Genomic DNA, 16,776 nt, shown 5'->3' on the forward strand with positions numbered 1-16,776 from the left:
TAATGCTTTCAGTTTACGGTAATATGATGCCGCTAAGGCTTTTGGAGGAAATCGTGTTTTGGAAAACACAGGAGATGGAGCATACGGAAGTCATAAGAGCGCTTATTCCAGGGCTAGAAGCGCCATATGTTCGATTGTTGCAGGATTGGGAAAATGTCTTTGCCAAAACACTAGAGCTTGCGCAAGCCGCATTGCGAGCAGCGCTGTCCAATCCTGGCTACCCTCTGCCTCCAAAATGGGCGGAGCTCCTCCCGAGGCTTGTAAATGATTCGCTCCGCCAATCGCGAGAATTTATCCGGCATCTGCAGCTTGTGCAAGAGCAAAGCGCCGCTGTTCGGGCTATGCCTCTTGCTCCGACGGTTCTAGCCCATATCAGGCGGGAATCGGAGTATTTCGTCGAGGTTATCGAAGAGCTGGAACGCAGCGGTGAACTCGGTTGGATGATGCAGTCTCACGGCAGAAAGGATGACAGCCCGGAAGGCTATGGGGGACCTGAGCCCGCAGATGAATCATTACGACCCCATCAAGATGGGCAGTTCCTACAGCAGGAATATTCCATTCGGCCCGGAGAAACATGGTCGAATCCCCTGGGTGGTATTCAAACGGCGAGCATGCCTGCGCTAGGAAATCCGGTGCCGATCGGCGGTCATAAGCTTCCTCCTCTTCCCTATTCCTACAAAGCACTGGAGCCGTACATCGACGAGAAAACAATGCGTATCCATCATGACAAACACCATCAAAGCTACGTTGACGGTTTGAACAAAGCCGAGAAGAAGCTGGAGGACGCCCGAAAGACCGGAGATTTCGACCTAGTGAAGCATTGGGAGCGGGAGCTGGCCTTTCATGGGGCGGGTCATTACCTGCATACCCTATTCTGGGATGTCATGTCGCCGAAGGGCGGCGGCAAGCCTCAAGGGGAGCTTCTCGAGGCAATCAACCACAGCTTCGGGAGCTATGATGCCTTCAAGAAGCAGTTCACTGAAGCCGCCAACAAGGTCGAAGGCGGCGGCTGGGCAATCCTAGTATGGAGCCCTCGCAGCCATAGATTGGAGCTCTTGACTGCGGAGAAGCATCAGAATCTATCGCAATGGGATGTTATTCCCCTGCTGCCGCTCGACGTATGGGAGCATGCTTATTATTTGAAGCACCAGGACAATAGAGCAGATTATATTAAGGATTGGTGGAATGTTGTTAACTGGCCATATGTCGCCGATCGGTACGCCAAAGCGCGCACCCTAGCGTGGGTCCCCTATTAATATGTCTTTATGAGTGAGAATAGAAGGCAGACTAACAAGCAAACCTTCCCGCTCAAGCAAAAATACCAATTGCCCAGTAGTATCGAGCTCGAACTGCTGTACGATTACCGAGGTTTGATCTACTGGTACTACAATTGTATACAGCTCCTCTATCCAGCCTTGGCTTGGCTTATAAACATCGTCATAGATATGGATCTTATCTCCAGCATGAAGGCCGGTAATCGTGATTTTATCATTCCCGGATTCATAGTTCTCGAAAGTTACTTGATCTTCGCGGATATGGGGGGATACAGAAATGCCTATAGGTATATCTTCACCCTCCCATGCTATTAATCGGTAGTTACCCGGGAGGATTTCGCTGGTTTCGATAGTCAGCAACTGACCTGATCTGCTTTTGTCTACTTCTACAATTCTAATACTCTTTTCTTTATATTCCTCAAGCGTCCCATCCGCCGGTAAATATTGCGTGAGGAGCACGGTACCTTCTTGATCGGCAACAAATTGAATAGGATCTCCCGCAGTTATATACTCTTCGCTTTGAAGCTTTAAGGACATCCCCCTAAACAATAACGGAGTTAAATAATCCTCTGCCAATGAATTCCCATCCACGTCTTGTAAGGTATCCTTAGCCGTAACCTTAACGATAATACCTGACTTAGGAAACTTATCGGCGAATTTGATCGAGAGAGTGCGGAGGTTCCAATAATTACTTGGATCTTTTAATGTTAACTGAAGCTGATCTGAAGCCTTAAGCGGTTTAAATGTTTTGCCGCCATCAATAGAAACCGCAATTGATGCTTTCAACGCAATCCATTGATCTGGTGTGTAGTTCGTTTGAAGATCACTGTTAAACCTCAGATGAACCGCCTGATTGTGCTCGATCTTAATCGAACTTACTTGTATGGCGGTTCCTTTAGTATCCTGATAACCACACACCGTACCCGAGTCTACAAAAGCAACTGCAGCCCCAAGCCTACCCATTTCAATCAACGTTTCTGCAGACAAGGCAGTTGGTGAAGCAAAAATCAAAGCAATCGAAAAAATCAAGCCTGGAACAGCCTTCATCCCTTCACCCCTTATCAGATACATTACGTATCGAATTGATTTTAACAAGGAATCCAGTTGACCGTCCACAACCCATAGTCCCCTTTTTGAGAGCCTCACCCTCGGAAGATGTCGAAAATAAAACAAATAAACCCCCGCTTATAGCGGAGGTTTCTCTATGTTTTTTATTATTAGCTTGCAATTCTTACAGGCTCCAATCGAGCTTTACTTCTCCGCCATTTCGGGAGGATTCATAGATAGCATCTATGATGAGGTTGCTCCGCAAACCGGTTTCAGCCGATGTCCACGGCGTCTTGCCTTCACGGACGCATTCAAGGAAATGCTTGCTTAAGCGTACGCGTGCGCCTTCATCCTCCTCTGGAGCTATTAGCGGCACATCAACGGTTTGATCGAATCGCTCGGTGAGAAATTTGCCCTGATTACCGCGAAGTACAGCACCGCCGTCAGACCCCATAATGTGCAGGAACGGAGAACTGTCCGTATCCATATGTACTGCCCAGCTTACTTCAAGCGTTAGTGATGTGCCATCTTCCATCTTGATGATAGCCGTAGCCAGATCTTCAACATTATAAGTTCCGTTCCAATCCGGTTTGCCCCAGCTGCCGATTCCTTTTTTACGAGGACCGAACTCGGCATATGTGGAACCATAGACGGATACTGGCTTTGGCTCACCCATAAGGAAAAAGGCCATATCCAGCATATGAACGCCGATATCGATCAGCGGCCCGCCGCCGGATTGCTCATGCTGCGTGAACCATGTACCCCAGCCTGGGATCCCTTTGCGGCGATACCAACCGGTTTTGGCCGTATAGATCTTACCTAGCTCTCCGCGGTCGATCTGATCCTTTACTTGAAGCGTAAGAGGTTCCCAGCGCATTTGATGTGCGACCATTACGGTTTTGCCGGTACGCTTCTGAGCTCTCACGATCTCCTTCGCTGCTGCTGAGTCCAAGCCCATTGGTTTCTCAACCAGTACGTGTTTGCCATGCTCTAAAGCTAAAATGGTTAATGATGCGTGAGCTTGATTCGGCACTGCTACGATTACAGCATCAACATCCTCACGTCGAATCAATTCCTCAGGTGTTGCCGAGACAACTGGAATTCCGAATTGCTTGGCTCTTTGCTCAGCCAGCGGCAAATAAGAGTCGGTTACAGCTACAAATTCACATAGCTCCTTCAGCTTGCCGAACTCTTGCAGATGAACATTTCCGATATTGCCTGCACCGATCAATCCGATACGAATTATTTTTTGAGCTCCCATTTCACAATAATCCTCCCGATAGAACATGATTTCGATCTTATAACGTTATCATAGTCTATTTCCCCACCAAAATGTGATGAGCGATATAGTCTAGTTTCTCCTCTTATTTGTTACTCGAACAAAAACCCTGTCTCCTCTACCCCTCTTTTGTCGATATCCCCTCCACTCAGGACACCACCTCCCACCTTCAATCTGCCCCTGAGCGAAAGGGATATCGACAAAAAGACTTGTGACCTGTAGCCTCCTGAGCAAGGGGGATATCGACAAAAAGGAATGAAGATGGAGCGGCTTCGACAGCACCACAAAAAAAGCAACCCTCCACTATAGGATAGGTTGCCCGGTATTATAATATTTCTTGCTACCTCTTAAGAAGTTCTAGAAACTCTGTACGGAGCGCTGGGTTTTGTCGGAATTGTCCTCTGACAGCAGATGTTACCGTCATGCTGCCGGGCTTCTTCACCCCGCGTGCGCACATGCAAAGATGCTCTCCTTCTACAACGACCATTACGCCGTGCGGAACAAGCACCTCGTCCAAGATATCCGCAATTTGACTAGTGATTCGCTCTTGTACTTGAAGACGGCGGGATACCGCCTCGACAAGGCGAGCTAGCTTGCTTAAACCAGCAATTTTACCGCTTGGGATATATCCGATATGCGCTTTTCCAAAGAAAGGTGCCATATGGTGCTCACATTGACTATAGTAGACAATATCCTTCACGATGACAAGCTCCTCATGCCGCTCGTCGAACGTAACGCCAATTACGTCTCTCGGGTCTACCGAGTATCCGGCAAAAATCTCTTCATACATACGCGCAACGCGGGCGGGAGTCTCCAGCAAACCCTCACGCTCTACATCCTCGCCAATCAGCTTTAAAATTTCACGAATATGAAATTCGACTTGCTCGCGGTTTCGATCCACTTGCATATTTACGTAATCTTTGGCTCCCGCCATAGGAATTCCCCCTATTATCTACGGAACTTAGGATTATTTCTATTGTCCTGCTTCACACCCGGAGCTTTAGGATTTCCGCCAGCATTTTGATTTTTCATCATTTGCTGCGCTTTCTGCAGCTGCTGGCTATTCATGTTATAGCCCATCTGCTTGGCCATCTTCTGCAGCATCTCTGGATTGTTCTGCATTTTCGTCATTTGGTTACGCAAGTAATAGACTCCAACGATGAAGCCAACGACTAAACCGACGACTAGCGCCAGTATTGGAATTAAATAGGTCCACATCTTCGAACGCCTCCGAAATTTCATAATAAAACCCTGCTAACGCCACTTTCCGTCAGAGCAGGGTGTTCGTACTATGATAGCATGGTCGAACGATAAGGCGCAAACCAAAAGTAGTTCCTTAATATGTTAATTCAGTACAGCCTCAATGAATACCGTTGGATGCTGAGCCAGATCGATTTCTTTGAAGCCGACAGTCTCGTCACCCTCTTTATCGATAATACGCACAATAGGTCTTCCCGGTAAGCCGCGATGCTGTCCCACAACAACGCCGGTTTGGCGATTGGAGAGCTTTACAGATATGCCATTCGGATAGATGGACACGATTCTCATGAATTGGACAAGCACAGTATGATCGAGTAAAGTCCCGGAAAATGAATTTAGTCGTTCACTTGCTTCATGCGGCAACAACGGTTTATTTTCCTTTGAATTGTAAAGAAGATTGTCATACATATTCGCAACAGCGGTAATCTTAGCGTAGATATGGATGTCTTCACCAACAAGTCCGCGAGGCAGCCCGGATCCATCTATGGCTTCATGATGCTGGAAGGCAACGTGACAGACGAGCAGACTATATTCCCGCTTATTTTTCAGTAAGTCGAAGCCTCTCCATGCATGGTGCATGCGTCCTTCCTGTATCTCCGGGGCGTTAAGCTTCCCAATATCATGCAACAAAGCTCCCACCGCTAATTCCTTCAGTTGAATCATGTTCAAACCCATGTTAAGACCTAGCATTGACGATATCATGCAAACATTCATGGCATGTATGAACATGGCGTTATCGGCCGAGCGGATATCCGATAGTTGAATGAGAATATTTTGGTTTTGCAAAATCTCGTCAAGCATGCCATCCACGGTTTGGCTTATTGCTTTCGAACTAAAGGGTTTACCCGAGCGCAGCGCCTCGAAGGTCTCCGACATCTGATGAATGACAGCCCGCTTCGTTTCCTCCGACAGCAATTCATCCACAGTGATATCGCGATATAACGGATCATCGATATAGACGGTTGTGACCCCGATCCGCTTCAAAGTGCTTATCATAAATACGGTCAATTGCACCCCTCTGGAGAGCAGCACCGTACCGTTCGAGGAGAATATGGTTTTACCTAGTATTTGTCCGGTTTCAACAGTCTCAATATCAACTAATTTCATTCTTGATCTCTCCTGCCTTTACGCTGCGTTTTTTCATAGATGTCTAATTTATCTTTCGGCAATAAAGGTACAGAAGTTTACGAATAATTGGAGTTATAAGCAAAAAAACTCCTTCGACTCTCAATATCGAGGAGTCGAAGGAGCAATCCTGCCGCTTATTTTATTTCGTAGATGGCAGATAATTGGTCAAGCATAACATTAGCTGCCAGGATTCCGCCGGCAGTATTCCATACTGCATCGTCAACTCTGTATACTTTGCCGTTCTTAACGGCATTTAAACTTTGCCATAGCGGATCGTTTGTCCATTCCTTTTCGGTATCCGTTGCTTTGCTATCACCGGTCTCATAGGTGAAGTAGAACAGGCGGTCGGCCTCGGTTTCCGGGAGACGCTCTTTGGTAATCTCATCTGCAAACGTGACCTTGGAGTTTAAGGTCATCGGATTACGGGTGATTCCAATCTGGTCGAAAATAATACCCGAGAAAGTATCCGTATGATATACGCGTGTCTTGCCTGCCATGAAACGAACAACCGATACCGTTTCTTTCAGCTTGTCGCCCGCTTTTACCTTAAAATCCTCGATCCGCGTGTCGAACTCCGCGATAAGCTTATCACCATCGTCTGCTTTGCCAAGCGTTTCAGCATAAAGCTGGAAATTGTTTTTCCAGGATCCGCGCAAAGTCTCGGATTCGATCGTTGGAGCGATCGCCTTCAGTTGCTCGTAGATTTTCTCATGACGCAATTTGTTGCCGATGATCAAGTCGGGCTGCAGCCCGGCGATCAACTCCAGGTTCGGCTGACTTTCGTCACCCACTACCGTTACGCCATCCATCTTATCTTTAATGTGCTCGTACCACGGATCTCCCGACCAAGACTTTACCGCACCCACCGGCTTCACGCCAAGCGCTATTAAAGCTTCCGTACCTTCATTGGTCAATACGACTACCCGCTCAGGCGTTCCGTTAATAGGGGTTTCACCTAATGCGTGTTTGATGACCCGCTCTGTTGAAACGGAAGCGCTGCTGGATGCAGCCGGCTCGCTAGCGGATGCTGCAGGTGCGTTGCTCTTGTTTCCATTATCCGTATTGTTTCCGCACCCAGTAACAAGCACCGCCATAATAAGCGCGACGCTCCCCCACCATGCGGTATGTTTTCTTTTGTTTGTTTTCAATGTTTTTGTCTCCTCCTGAAGTGCTGAATATTTTTGCTATTGATAATAATTATCAGTGACAGTTATAGACTATAAAAGATAGAGAGAGGTTTTGTCAATATTTTTTTGAGAATGATTCTCATATTCATTGACATCTCAAAATCCTTCCTCTAAAATTCACAATGGAGGCTTATCACTTCAGAACCCTCTTTTCATCTTATAGAAAGCAGGCAATCATGAGAATATCCGGTTTAGCTCTTTTTCTGTTACTTCTGGCGGTTTCTATCATATGCAGTATCTCATTTGGCATAACTGATATCCCTCTCGCCAAGGTCTTGGAATCTTTTACTCATTACACTGCATCTCAAGACCAGTTAATTATACGCACAACCCGCGTACCCCGAGCTTTAATCGCTGCAGCCGTGGGAGCAAGCCTTGCTGTTGCCGGCGTTCTCATGCAGGTCATCACACGTAATCCGATCGCCTCGCCAAGTACATTCGGCATTAATTCCGGTGCTGCCTTCTTTGTTGTATTAGCTTCCGGCTTACTCGGAATCAGCGGTTTACAGTCGCTTACCTGGACGGCTCTTATAGGTGCAGCCTTCAGCGGAACCATTGTATTTGTACTGGGCAGCTTGGGCAAAGATGGAATGACACCGGTAAAAATTACGCTGGCCGGCGCAACGATTGCGTCCTTTTTCTTTTCGCTCACTCAAGGCTTTATGCTCTCTGACGGCAAAATGTTCGACCAAGTGCTTGTATGGATGGTTGGTTCGGTTGCTGGACGAGAAACGGATATGCTTTTTAATGTTCTTCCTTATATGACGGCAGGTTTGATCATCGCGCTGCTGTTATCTCGGGATATGAATGTATTATCCATGGGAGATGACGTAGCTAAGAGCCTCGGGCAATCGACGGTACGAATTAAAGGTCTCGCTTCTCTCGCGATTATCCTCCTTGCAGGGTCCAGTGTCGCCGTTGCCGGCCCAATCGCATTCGTAGGGATCATCGTGCCGCACATTGTTCGATATATTGTCGGAACTGACTATCGCTTTATCATTCCTTACAGCGCGGTCATTGGCGGTTTATTGTTAGTAACGGCCGATTTAGGCTCGCGTTACATTGCTATGCCTATTGAGATTCCAGTCGGTGTAACTACAGCGATCCTAGGAGTACCGTTCTTTGTCTATATTGCCCGGAAAGGGAGGCATATCGGATGAGCAAGTATACTTCCTGGCGAACGAAACAACCTAAGCTCTCCTTTCTTATCGACCAACGGGCGGTCCGCGTGACTTTAATTCTGGCTCTTCTAAGCGGAGTTGTGATGATATTAAGTACAGGAATCGGCAGTCTATGGATTTCCCCTTGGAACGTCCTCCGATCTATCTTTGGTCAAGGCGATGCCATGCAGGAAGTGATCGTTATGAAGCTTCGGCTGCCGCGAATCGTGATCGCTATTCTTGTGGGTGCCTCCCTTGCCGTAGCGGGAGCCATTCTTCAAGGGCTTGTCCGTAATCCTCTCGCTTCTCCGGATGTCACGGGTATTACGGATGGGGCCACTTTGGGAGCAGTATTGTTTTTGTATCTATTTGCTGATACTTTGTCGATTCGATGGATGCCTATTGCAGCGATCTCCAGTGCTTTTGTCGTTACTGGATTACTTTATTTGTTAGCTTGGCGAAATGGCATCTCTCCCATTCGACTTGTGCTTATAGGAACCGGGTTGTCGGCTGCCTTCAAATCCATCTCGTATATGCTCATCATTTCCAGCCCGTTTATGCTTGCCTCCAAGTCTGTCACATTCATGACCGGCAGCATTTATGGCTCTTCATGGGAAAAGGATGTGTTAACGCTGCTGCCATGGGTCGCCATTCTTCTGCCGCTCACCTGGCTGCAAGCAAGGCATGTGAATGTTCAAGGGCTTGGCGATGAGGTTGCTAGCAGCGCCGGGGCGAATGTTCAGCGCCAGCGGCTAATACTACTGATGCTAAGCGTAGCTCTCGCAGGTGCTGCGGTAGCTATCGGCGGGGCAATTGCCTTCATCGGGCTGATGGCGCCTCATATTGCCCGCAAACTCGTTGGACCTGCCTTTGGGAGCCTTCTGCCCGTAAGCGCTCTGCTTGGAGCACTTATCTTGCTCATAGCGGATATTGTAGCCCGTACCATCCATTATCCCCAAGACATAGCAGCCGGTGTGTTTACGGCTGCCATAGGCGCACCATTCTTCTTGTTTTTGCTATATCGTCAAAGAAATACCTAAGGGAAGGGTTGCATTCAAAATGGTAGGATTAGAAGCAAAGGGTTTATCGTTAACTTATGGCGATCAGTTTATTTTTGAAAAATTGAATTTATCGGTGCCCATCGGTAAAACAACCGTTCTGATCGGCAGCAACGGCTGCGGGAAGTCAACATTGCTGCGTTCCATGGCTCGCTTGTTGAAGCCGCAGGGCGGTTTCGTTGAGCTAGGAGGCGAGGATATTGCCAAGCTCTCCACTAAGGAGGTTGCAAAGAAGCTCGCTATATTGCCTCAAGGTCCGACTGCACCCGAAGGCCTGACCGTGCTCCAGCTTGTTAAGCAAGGGCGTTATCCTTACCAAAGCTGGCTTCAGCAATGGTCTCAAGAGGATGAGCTGAGCGTGAAATCCGCGTTGCAGGCGACAGGCATGACTGAATATGCCGAACGCCCCGTCGATTCACTCTCCGGTGGCCAGCGGCAACGGGCATGGATTGCCATGACGCTTGCACAGCATACAGGTATTATTCTATTGGACGAACCCACGACCTATCTTGATATGGCCCATCAGATCGAGGTTCTAGATTTATTGTATGAGCTCAATATCCGCGAGAAACGTACAATTGTCATGGTCCTTCACGACATTAATCTTGCTTGTCGTTATGCCGATCACATTGTTGCGATCCGTGATGGATCTGTTTACGCAGAAGGCAAGCCGGATGAGATTATTGATGCAGCCTTGATCAAAGCTGTATTTCAGTTGGAATGCAATATCATGTGTGATCCGCTGTATGGATCGCCCATGTGCATCCCTCATGGAAAAGGCAGAATGTTTACACCAAAAAAAGCGGCGTCGCTCTAAGAGCACGCCGCTCGTTAATTGCTGTCGTATTTCCCCGGAAATACCCCGAATTCTCCTAAGGGTTGGTTAAAGCCCTTTCTATTGCTCTTGTTACGTCTGTATCGCTCTCGGAGCTTAATGCCGTCCGCAAAGCTTCAATGGCTTCAGAGGAACCAATTCTCCCGAGTGCCCAAGCCGCCGTAGCTCGCAGAACAGGACGTGAATCCTCGCGCATAACCTTTGCAACGTCTGGAACGGACTCCTTATCTCGGAAGTTGCCTAGTGCGATGAGAGCGTTGCGTTGAATCGGCTTTCGACCTCTCCACGCGGCAGACCCTTCTCCGAATTTCTCGCGAAACTCCCGATTTCCCATGAACAACAATGGCCGAAGCAATGGCTTTGCGACTTCCGGATCAGGAAGAAGCTCAACATGATGTCGAGAATCGATTTTCCGATTGATCGGGCAGACGATTTGGCAGGTATCGCAGCCGTATAGGCGATTACCGATTTTCACCATCATCTCGTCTTCCACTAGCCCTTTGGTTTGAGTGACAAACGATATACACTTCTGCGCATTCAGTTGTCCTGGACCTACCAACGCCCCCGTCGGACATGCATCAATGCATATCGTGCAATCTCCACAGCTATCCATCAAAGGCTTGTCCGGCTGTATCGGCAAGTTCGTTATCATCTCTCCCAAATAAATCCAAGAGCCCCACTCAGGCGTCAGGATCGAACAGTTCTTCCCGCTCCAGCCGATTCCTGCACGCTCTGCAACTGCTCGATCCGAGAGCGCTCCCGTGTCGACCATCGATAGTACCTTCGCATCAGGCACTCTAAGCAGAATCCATTCCGTCAGCTTTTCCATTCGCCTTCTAAGGGCTTGGTGATAGTCCTCCCCCCATGCAGAGCGAGACAGAATCCCTCTCCGTTTACCTGGCTCTGAGACAGGAGCACCCTTCAACTTCGAAGGATAAGCGACAGCAATCGAGAGGATAGACCTTACCTCCGGCATCAGCAAGGCAGGCTTCGTTCTCAGCTCCAGATCCGGCTCTTCAAATCCCGACTCAAACCCGGCTTCACGATGACGAACAAGCCTCTCCTTCAGCTCAAGAAAAGGCTCTGCCGACGTTACCCCCAGCTTATCAATGCCTAGACCCGATGCTGCTGCGAGCATCTCCTCCTTGAAGCTGAGCCAGAAAGCAGCTTCTTTTTTCATCACAGCTTAGCCCAACGGCTGATCGGCCAGATGATGAGATCCGCTCGCCCTTTAATCATGTCCTCGGGCACCTGCTTAAAGCTGCGGCTATCCGTACTTGCGTCCAAGCGTCGATTATCTCCCATAACGAAATAATGTCCGGTGTCAACCTTTAACGGACCATAGTCCCCGTCTTCTATTTTCGCATCCGTATAGGGCTCGACCTTCAATTCTCCATTAATATACAGCTGCCCGCTCCGTATCTCCAGTGTATCACCAGGCAGGCCAATAATTCTCTTAACAAGAAACTCTTTGCGATCTGGACCCTCGCGTGGGTCCTTAAGGATGACAACATCCCCACGATCCAGCGTGCCAATATCCAAGATAATTTTATTGATGAACAACCATTCGTTCTCATGAAGGGTTGGCTCCATTGAAAAGCTTTTGACTGTGGAAAGCTGAAAGACAAAAGCTCTCAGAAGCAGCACGATGATGAAAGCAACTATAAGCGCTTTAGACCAATCCCACAGTTCCTTGCGCCATCCACTCAAACCAGCTCTTTGCACCGAACGCTTCCTGCCACCGGAAGCTACAGGCTCCGCTTGATCTCTCATCGCTATTGTCTCTCTCCTTCAACGTTCATCTGTTGTTTCCACTGCTCATAATAGTTATAGACCTCTGCACTGCCGAACGGAAAACCTCTGCAAGCAATCGTGTTCTGGAGCATCCGCAGCCCTGTCTCAACCTCGGCTTCAACCATTTCGCTGTAGCGATACTCCGACTTGTGGCGATGGTACTCATCCCGGTCCAGCTCGTGGACCGAGCCATCCGGCAGAACAACAACGTCTAAATCGTAATCAATATAAGTTAATACGTCTCCATAACGATAAGGAGGCGATGCCAAATTACAATAATAACGGATACCCTTGTCTTCAATGAGAGCAACTACATTAAACCATAGTTTAGGCATGAAAAAAGAAACGGCAGGCACTCGGCTAATCCATTGTTTACCGTCTGCTTCTATAATCGTTGTATGATCATTAAGAAGAACCCATACCGATTGAGCACTATGGTGCGGGTGAAGCCGCTCATTCGGAACCTCCCAGTTCTCCAGCCATACACGATGCAGGGAACCATCATGCTTGAAGCTCTTTATCGTCAATTTCTTATATACAAAACGTGTTTTGCTTATGGTGGCCACGCCCCCCGCTGCTGTTCAAGATGTACATGGCAAACGTATTTACGACACCGCGTTATTATAAGAAAAGCATATCTCCTCGCCAAAAGCAATGGCGCTAGAGATATGCTTCCAATAAACCGGCTGCTATCGAATTAGCCTGCAACAATCGAGAGCGGCTGCGATGGCCGAACAAAGTCGACTGGCTGGCATCCAAGTGATTCGTAGAACGGTCTTAATAATTCGTTATGCTTGTCCCCCGCAATAAGAACCTTAAGTACTTTCCGGTGACGGAAACGGTTCTTCATCGATGTGACGAGAGCTCGTCCTACACCCTGACGTCTAAATTCCTCCTGGACCGCAATACGATATACGTAACCCTTTTGTTGATCGATCGTGCCAATCAAAACTCCAGTGATGTTACCTGCCGATTCCGCGACAAGCACTAACTCACTGTCCCAAGACAATTGACGGGCAAACGCACCCATTGTCTCTTCACAGCATTCTTCCGACAATACTTCCTTCAGAAGCTCAGCAACGTACCTGTAGTCTGACAATTGGAAAGAACGAATCTTCATGCTGTACAATTCCCCCGGGTAAAAAGTTTTACATCCAGTTAACACTCTCTTAATTCTACGACAATTTGGCGAAAATTCTAGCTTTTTTATAAAAAAAACATAAATTATTTTCACAATAATGATAGATAAAGAGATGTAAACGCTTTAATGAGGAAGCTTGCTGTGGATTAATGCCATAAAACAAATCAAAATCCCGATTTTCGACCAAAATTCACGACTTATGACTTTTCATACATCCATGTTGATTTACTTTAGCAAATAGAGGATAATAATAACCGTGAGCAAAAAAGCTACATAAATACAATAACCCATTACTAGGAGGTAATTTCCCATGGCACATGAATTGCCCGCACTTCCCTACGCGCACGACGCATTAGAGCCAAACATCGATACTGCAACGATGGAAATCCATCACGGTCGTCATCACAACGCTTATGTAACTAACTTGAACAAAGCACTGGAGTCTGCTCCCGAGCTTGCAAGCAAGAGCATTGAAGATTTGATCGCTGACCTCGCTAGCGTTCCAGAAAGCATTCGTACTGCTGTCCGCAACAACGGCGGCGGCCATGCGAACCACTCCCTGTTCTGGCAAACGATCAGCCCTAATGCTGGCGGTCAGCCAACAGGCGCCCTTGCAGCCGCTATTGAGAGCGAGCTTGGCGGATTCGATAAATTCAAAGAAACGTTCGCTGCCGCTGGTGCAACTCGTTTCGGTTCCGGTTGGGCTTGGCTTGCGGCAGACAAAGCCGGTAAGCTGAAAGTATACAGCCTGCCAAACCAAGACAGCCCGATTATGGAAGGCGACATACCACTACTCGGTCTAGATGTATGGGAGCATGCTTACTACTTGAAATATCAGAACAAACGTCCTGATTATATTGCTGCTTTCTGGAACGTCGTTGACTGGAACGCAGTAGGCGCACGTTACGCAGCTGCTAAATAATCACTTTTACGAGAAGAAAACCGCTTTTCCTTTTTGGGAAATAGCGGTTTTTTTACTTTTTATGCATAACGAATTTACCGTGTATACTGAACTTTATTGTGCATTCTAGAATATTCGTCAGCTCACTTCTAGCATGATTCATGAAACCCATAACGGAGCTTTGAAGTTTATTTGTCTGGATGGCGGCATTAAGCCAAAGCCTCCGGTTCATAATCATGATAGATACATCAAAAGGCGAGGAATACTGTCTAACTTCCTCATAAATTGTGGTCTGAAGATAGGATTCCGGCAGCACTAATGAGTACATCAGCACAGGATGATCAGGTTCAGCCTCCTTTATCTGAAATTGCTCCAATAATGGATAAGTGTTTTTATGCCAGCGATAGCCGAACAATATATTTTCCTCTTCCTTCCATACTGGTTCAAACTCTTGTACGGCCTCAAGGAAAAGCTCCCTGTAGAACTGAACTAATTTCATATTCAATCTCCTCACCTAAGCAATTCCATATCCTAAGATTAAGCCTTAAGTGTTAAAACTTGTGCTTGATTGATATTTGCAAGTTATGATTTTCCCTAACTGCTGCCTTGAATAGGGGGAGATTGTTAGGAAACTATGTGCTAAAAATGACTCCAGACAACAAAAAAACCACGACCTTGTCCGTATAGAATCGGACTGTCATGGCTATTGTTCACATTAAATCATTTCACGGACAAAATACTCTGTTAGCAATTTGCGAAAAACATTGGGCCAAACATAGTTTTCGAATTCAACAGGTCCGACCCACTTATACGAGGTTCGCTCCTCCACGTATCCCTCACCCTCGGCGACTGCAGCAAGCACCTTAATGTTCCACACTAAATGCGTAAAGACATGCTGGGCATCTCCGATATGCTCATTTGCATGAATCCGTATTCCCTCTTCAGCCAATGCGCTCTCTATCGATTTACCCCCAGATGACGTTAACTCCCAAGAAGCCTTGTCTTGGACCTCAACATGAGGGAGCTCCCACATACGCGCTAATAATCCCGTTTCAGGCCGTTGTCTGACAAGCACTTTTCCCGCATTCACACCTGTTCCCTCAACCAGCGCGGCCACCCGCAATACTAGCTTGGGCGGTTTGGCTTTGGTTTTCACTGGGAGCTCTTTCTCTCGCCCCTCTATTCGTCCCAAGCACAGCTTCATAACGGGGCAGCTAGGGCAAGAGGGGGATTTGGGCGTGCAGACCATCGCACCAAGCTCCATTAAAGCTTGATTGAAATCAGCAGCCTCACCTTCGGGGATAAGGCCTTGAGCGAGTATCTCCATCCCCGCTCGAGTGGAAGGACGAGCAATATCATCCTCCAAGCAGAAATAACGTGAGAGAACACGCATGACATTCCCATCGACAGCCGGCTCCGGCTGATTATACGCGATGCTCAGAATAGCCCCTGCGGTGTAAGGCCCGATCCCTTTTAGACTCGATACTTTTTTCTTCTGGTTAGGAACTTGTCCACCATATTGTTCAACGACTTCCCGCACAGCAGATTGCAGATTACGCGCCCTGGAATAATAGCCTAAGCCCTCCCAATGCTTGAGTACTTCTTCCTCCGGCGCTATAGCTAGGTGCTCTAAGGTAGGAAATCGGTCAACAAAGCGATTGAAATACGGAATTACTGTATCCACCCGAGTCTGCTGCAGCATAATCTCGGATACCCAGATGTGATAGGGATCCCTGCTTCTTCTCCAAGGCAAATCCCGCCGCTCTTTCTGATACCACCTCAGCAATTCCGTGCTAAAGTAAAGCTTGTTCTCAATCTGATTCAATTCTTTTTGCCCTCTCCTCCGGATGTCTGGCTGGCTGAAGCGAAGGTTGTCGCCTGTTTGCGATAGCGGCTGGGCGTCAAGCCCGTGTGCGCTTTGAACATTCGAGAGAAATAATAGATCTGCATTCCCACTCTGCTTGCTACCGTTGATATATTGCATTCCGGCTTTAACAGCAAACCCTTAGCGGTTTCCATTCGGCGTTGATTTACATATTGAATCGGTGAATACCCCAGAATTCCTTTAAAAAACACTATAAAATAATTAGGATGCAAATAAACTTGCTTCGCCAGGTTTTCGACCGTTATATTATCAGCTAGATGTTCATCGATATAATGCAATACCATATCGATTTTCTGCAGATCTTCTGTTGGAGCCCCCTCTTGGGCACCGGTAGGCAAACTGTCTAGATAATTGCTAATTAACTCAAGCATCGTTGCTTTAATACGAAGTCTAGAGGTTAGATTGTCCTGTGCTAACTGCTCAAATAAACGTTCGAAAAGAGCTACTGTCCCTTGCTCGTCTACCAGGAGAATATTTGAGGGCATCTTAAGCGTCTTATATAAGTCACGATCCTCGTAGCTGCTGCGGAAATGGCACCATAACAACGTTATTTCCTCATCCTGTTCCACAGCAATTCGATGAGACACTCCAGACAATAGAACACAGAGCATTCCCTTCACCAAAGGAATCTCTTTGTCTTGCATGTACAATATTCCTGTACCATCCTTAATGAACAGGAAACGATTACAGTCATATACTTCCCCACGCTCCTTGACGGTGGACGTGTTGAGCACAGTTTCTGCGGCAGCCGCGACATCAATGTTCATGTGCTCGAAATGCTTCATCATGATGGTTAAATAATTCGTTGTCATCACTACGCCCCACGA

The 16,776-nt window shown here is 47.5% G+C and carries 18 protein-coding genes; 5 read left to right on the forward strand and 13 right to left on the reverse strand.

The window, feature by feature from the left end:
* Positions 1-2: 2 nt before the first annotated feature.
* Positions 3-1,256, forward strand: a complete 1,254-nt coding sequence (locus ACESLK_RS00335) for a Fe-Mn family superoxide dismutase (protein ID WP_372660450.1) — start codon at positions 3-5, stop codon at positions 1,254-1,256.
* Here ACESLK_RS00335 and ACESLK_RS00340 read toward each other — a convergent pair.
* The 6 genes from ACESLK_RS00340 to ACESLK_RS00365 all read right to left on the reverse strand — a co-directional run bounded on the left by ACESLK_RS00340 (position 1,236) and on the right by ACESLK_RS00365 (position 7,082).
* Positions 1,236-2,321 carry a hypothetical protein gene (locus tag ACESLK_RS00340; RefSeq protein ID WP_372660453.1) on the reverse strand — a complete coding sequence of 362 codons (1,086 nt, stop codon included), beginning with the start codon at positions 2,319-2,321 and terminating at the stop codon, positions 1,236-1,238. The genes ACESLK_RS00335 and ACESLK_RS00340 overlap by 21 nt on opposite strands.
* Before the next feature lie 184 nt (positions 2,322-2,505).
* On the reverse strand, positions 2,506-3,582 hold the full coding sequence (locus tag ACESLK_RS00345; RefSeq protein WP_372660456.1) for a Gfo/Idh/MocA family protein: 1,077 nt from the start codon (positions 3,580-3,582) through the stop codon (positions 2,506-2,508).
* A 358-nt stretch (positions 3,583-3,940) separates the two neighbouring features.
* Entirely contained in the window at positions 3,941-4,534 is a 594-nt protein-coding gene (gene folE, locus ACESLK_RS00350; protein ID WP_372660459.1) for a GTP cyclohydrolase I FolE, read from the reverse strand.
* Positions 4,535-4,548: 14 nt separating this feature from the next.
* A complete protein-coding gene (locus tag ACESLK_RS00355; RefSeq protein ID WP_372660462.1) occupies positions 4,549-4,818 on the reverse strand; it encodes a YneF family protein in 270 nt (89 codons plus the stop codon).
* A gap of 126 nt (positions 4,819-4,944) precedes the next feature.
* Positions 4,945-5,967, reverse strand: coding sequence for an HD-GYP domain-containing protein (locus ACESLK_RS00360; RefSeq protein WP_372660465.1), 1,023 nt, complete (start codon positions 5,965-5,967; stop codon positions 4,945-4,947).
* A 155-nt stretch (positions 5,968-6,122) separates the two neighbouring features.
* Complete coding sequence (locus ACESLK_RS00365; protein WP_372661365.1) at positions 6,123-7,082, reverse strand: ABC transporter substrate-binding protein; 960 nt, start codon at positions 7,080-7,082, stop codon at positions 6,123-6,125.
* A gap of 269 nt (positions 7,083-7,351) precedes the next feature.
* Between ACESLK_RS00365 and ACESLK_RS00370 the strand changes: the two genes are divergently transcribed.
* From ACESLK_RS00370 to ACESLK_RS00380, 3 genes are read left to right on the forward strand one after another with little or no spacing between them, the layout of a single operon-like run.
* Positions 7,352-8,335, forward strand: coding sequence for a FecCD family ABC transporter permease (locus tag ACESLK_RS00370; protein WP_372660468.1), 984 nt, complete (start codon positions 7,352-7,354; stop codon positions 8,333-8,335).
* A complete protein-coding gene (locus tag ACESLK_RS00375; RefSeq protein ID WP_372660471.1) occupies positions 8,332-9,375 on the forward strand; it encodes a FecCD family ABC transporter permease in 1,044 nt (347 codons plus the stop codon). The genes ACESLK_RS00370 and ACESLK_RS00375 overlap by 4 nt, the downstream gene beginning before the upstream one ends.
* A 19-nt stretch (positions 9,376-9,394) precedes the next feature.
* Positions 9,395-10,210: an ABC transporter ATP-binding protein gene (locus ACESLK_RS00380; protein WP_372660474.1), complete on the forward strand. Its 816-nt coding sequence runs from the start codon at positions 9,395-9,397 to the stop codon at positions 10,208-10,210.
* A gap of 55 nt (positions 10,211-10,265) precedes the next feature.
* Here ACESLK_RS00380 and queG read toward each other — a convergent pair whose 3' ends face one another.
* The 4 genes from queG to ACESLK_RS00400 form a co-directional block, all read right to left on the reverse strand.
* Entirely contained in the window at positions 10,266-11,408 is a 1,143-nt protein-coding gene (gene queG / locus ACESLK_RS00385) for a tRNA epoxyqueuosine(34) reductase QueG (RefSeq protein ID WP_372661368.1), read from the reverse strand.
* Positions 11,408-12,001: a signal peptidase I gene (gene lepB / locus ACESLK_RS00390; RefSeq protein ID WP_372660477.1), complete on the reverse strand. Its 594-nt coding sequence runs from the start codon at positions 11,999-12,001 to the stop codon at positions 11,408-11,410. Before lepB ends, queG begins: the two co-directional genes overlap by 1 nt.
* Before the next feature lie 2 nt (positions 12,002-12,003).
* Positions 12,004-12,588, reverse strand: coding sequence for a DUF402 domain-containing protein (locus tag ACESLK_RS00395; RefSeq protein ID WP_372660480.1), 585 nt, complete (start codon positions 12,586-12,588; stop codon positions 12,004-12,006).
* A gap of 131 nt (positions 12,589-12,719) precedes the next feature.
* On the reverse strand, positions 12,720-13,142 hold the full coding sequence (locus tag ACESLK_RS00400; protein WP_372660483.1) for a GNAT family N-acetyltransferase: 423 nt from the start codon (positions 13,140-13,142) through the stop codon (positions 12,720-12,722).
* 331 nt (positions 13,143-13,473) lie between these two features.
* Here ACESLK_RS00400 and ACESLK_RS00405 point away from each other — a divergent pair, with 331 nt between their 5' ends.
* The gene (locus ACESLK_RS00405) at positions 13,474-14,085 is read left to right on the forward strand and encodes a superoxide dismutase (protein ID WP_372660485.1); all 612 of its coding nucleotides are present in this window, start codon (positions 13,474-13,476) and stop codon (positions 14,083-14,085) included.
* 52 nt (positions 14,086-14,137) lie between these two features.
* Here ACESLK_RS00405 and ACESLK_RS00410 read toward each other — a convergent pair whose 3' ends face one another.
* The 3 genes from ACESLK_RS00410 to ACESLK_RS00420 all read right to left on the reverse strand — a co-directional run bounded on the left by ACESLK_RS00410 (position 14,138) and on the right by ACESLK_RS00420 (position 16,761).
* Complete coding sequence (locus ACESLK_RS00410; protein WP_372660488.1) at positions 14,138-14,563, reverse strand: hypothetical protein; 426 nt, start codon at positions 14,561-14,563, stop codon at positions 14,138-14,140.
* A 216-nt stretch (positions 14,564-14,779) separates the two neighbouring features.
* The gene (gene mutY, locus ACESLK_RS00415; protein WP_372660491.1) at positions 14,780-15,889 is read right to left on the reverse strand and encodes an A/G-specific adenine glycosylase; all 1,110 of its coding nucleotides are present in this window, start codon (positions 15,887-15,889) and stop codon (positions 14,780-14,782) included.
* Positions 15,886-16,761 (reverse strand): AraC family transcriptional regulator, encoded by an 876-nt coding sequence (locus ACESLK_RS00420; protein ID WP_372660494.1) that lies wholly within the window; start codon positions 16,759-16,761, stop codon positions 15,886-15,888. Before ACESLK_RS00420 ends, mutY begins: the two co-directional genes overlap by 4 nt.
* Positions 16,762-16,776 lie beyond the last annotated feature (15 nt).

The sequence above is a fragment of the Cohnella sp. genome (genome assembly GCF_041640265.1).
Taxonomy (GTDB): domain Bacteria; phylum Bacillota; class Bacilli; order Paenibacillales; family Paenibacillaceae; genus Cohnella.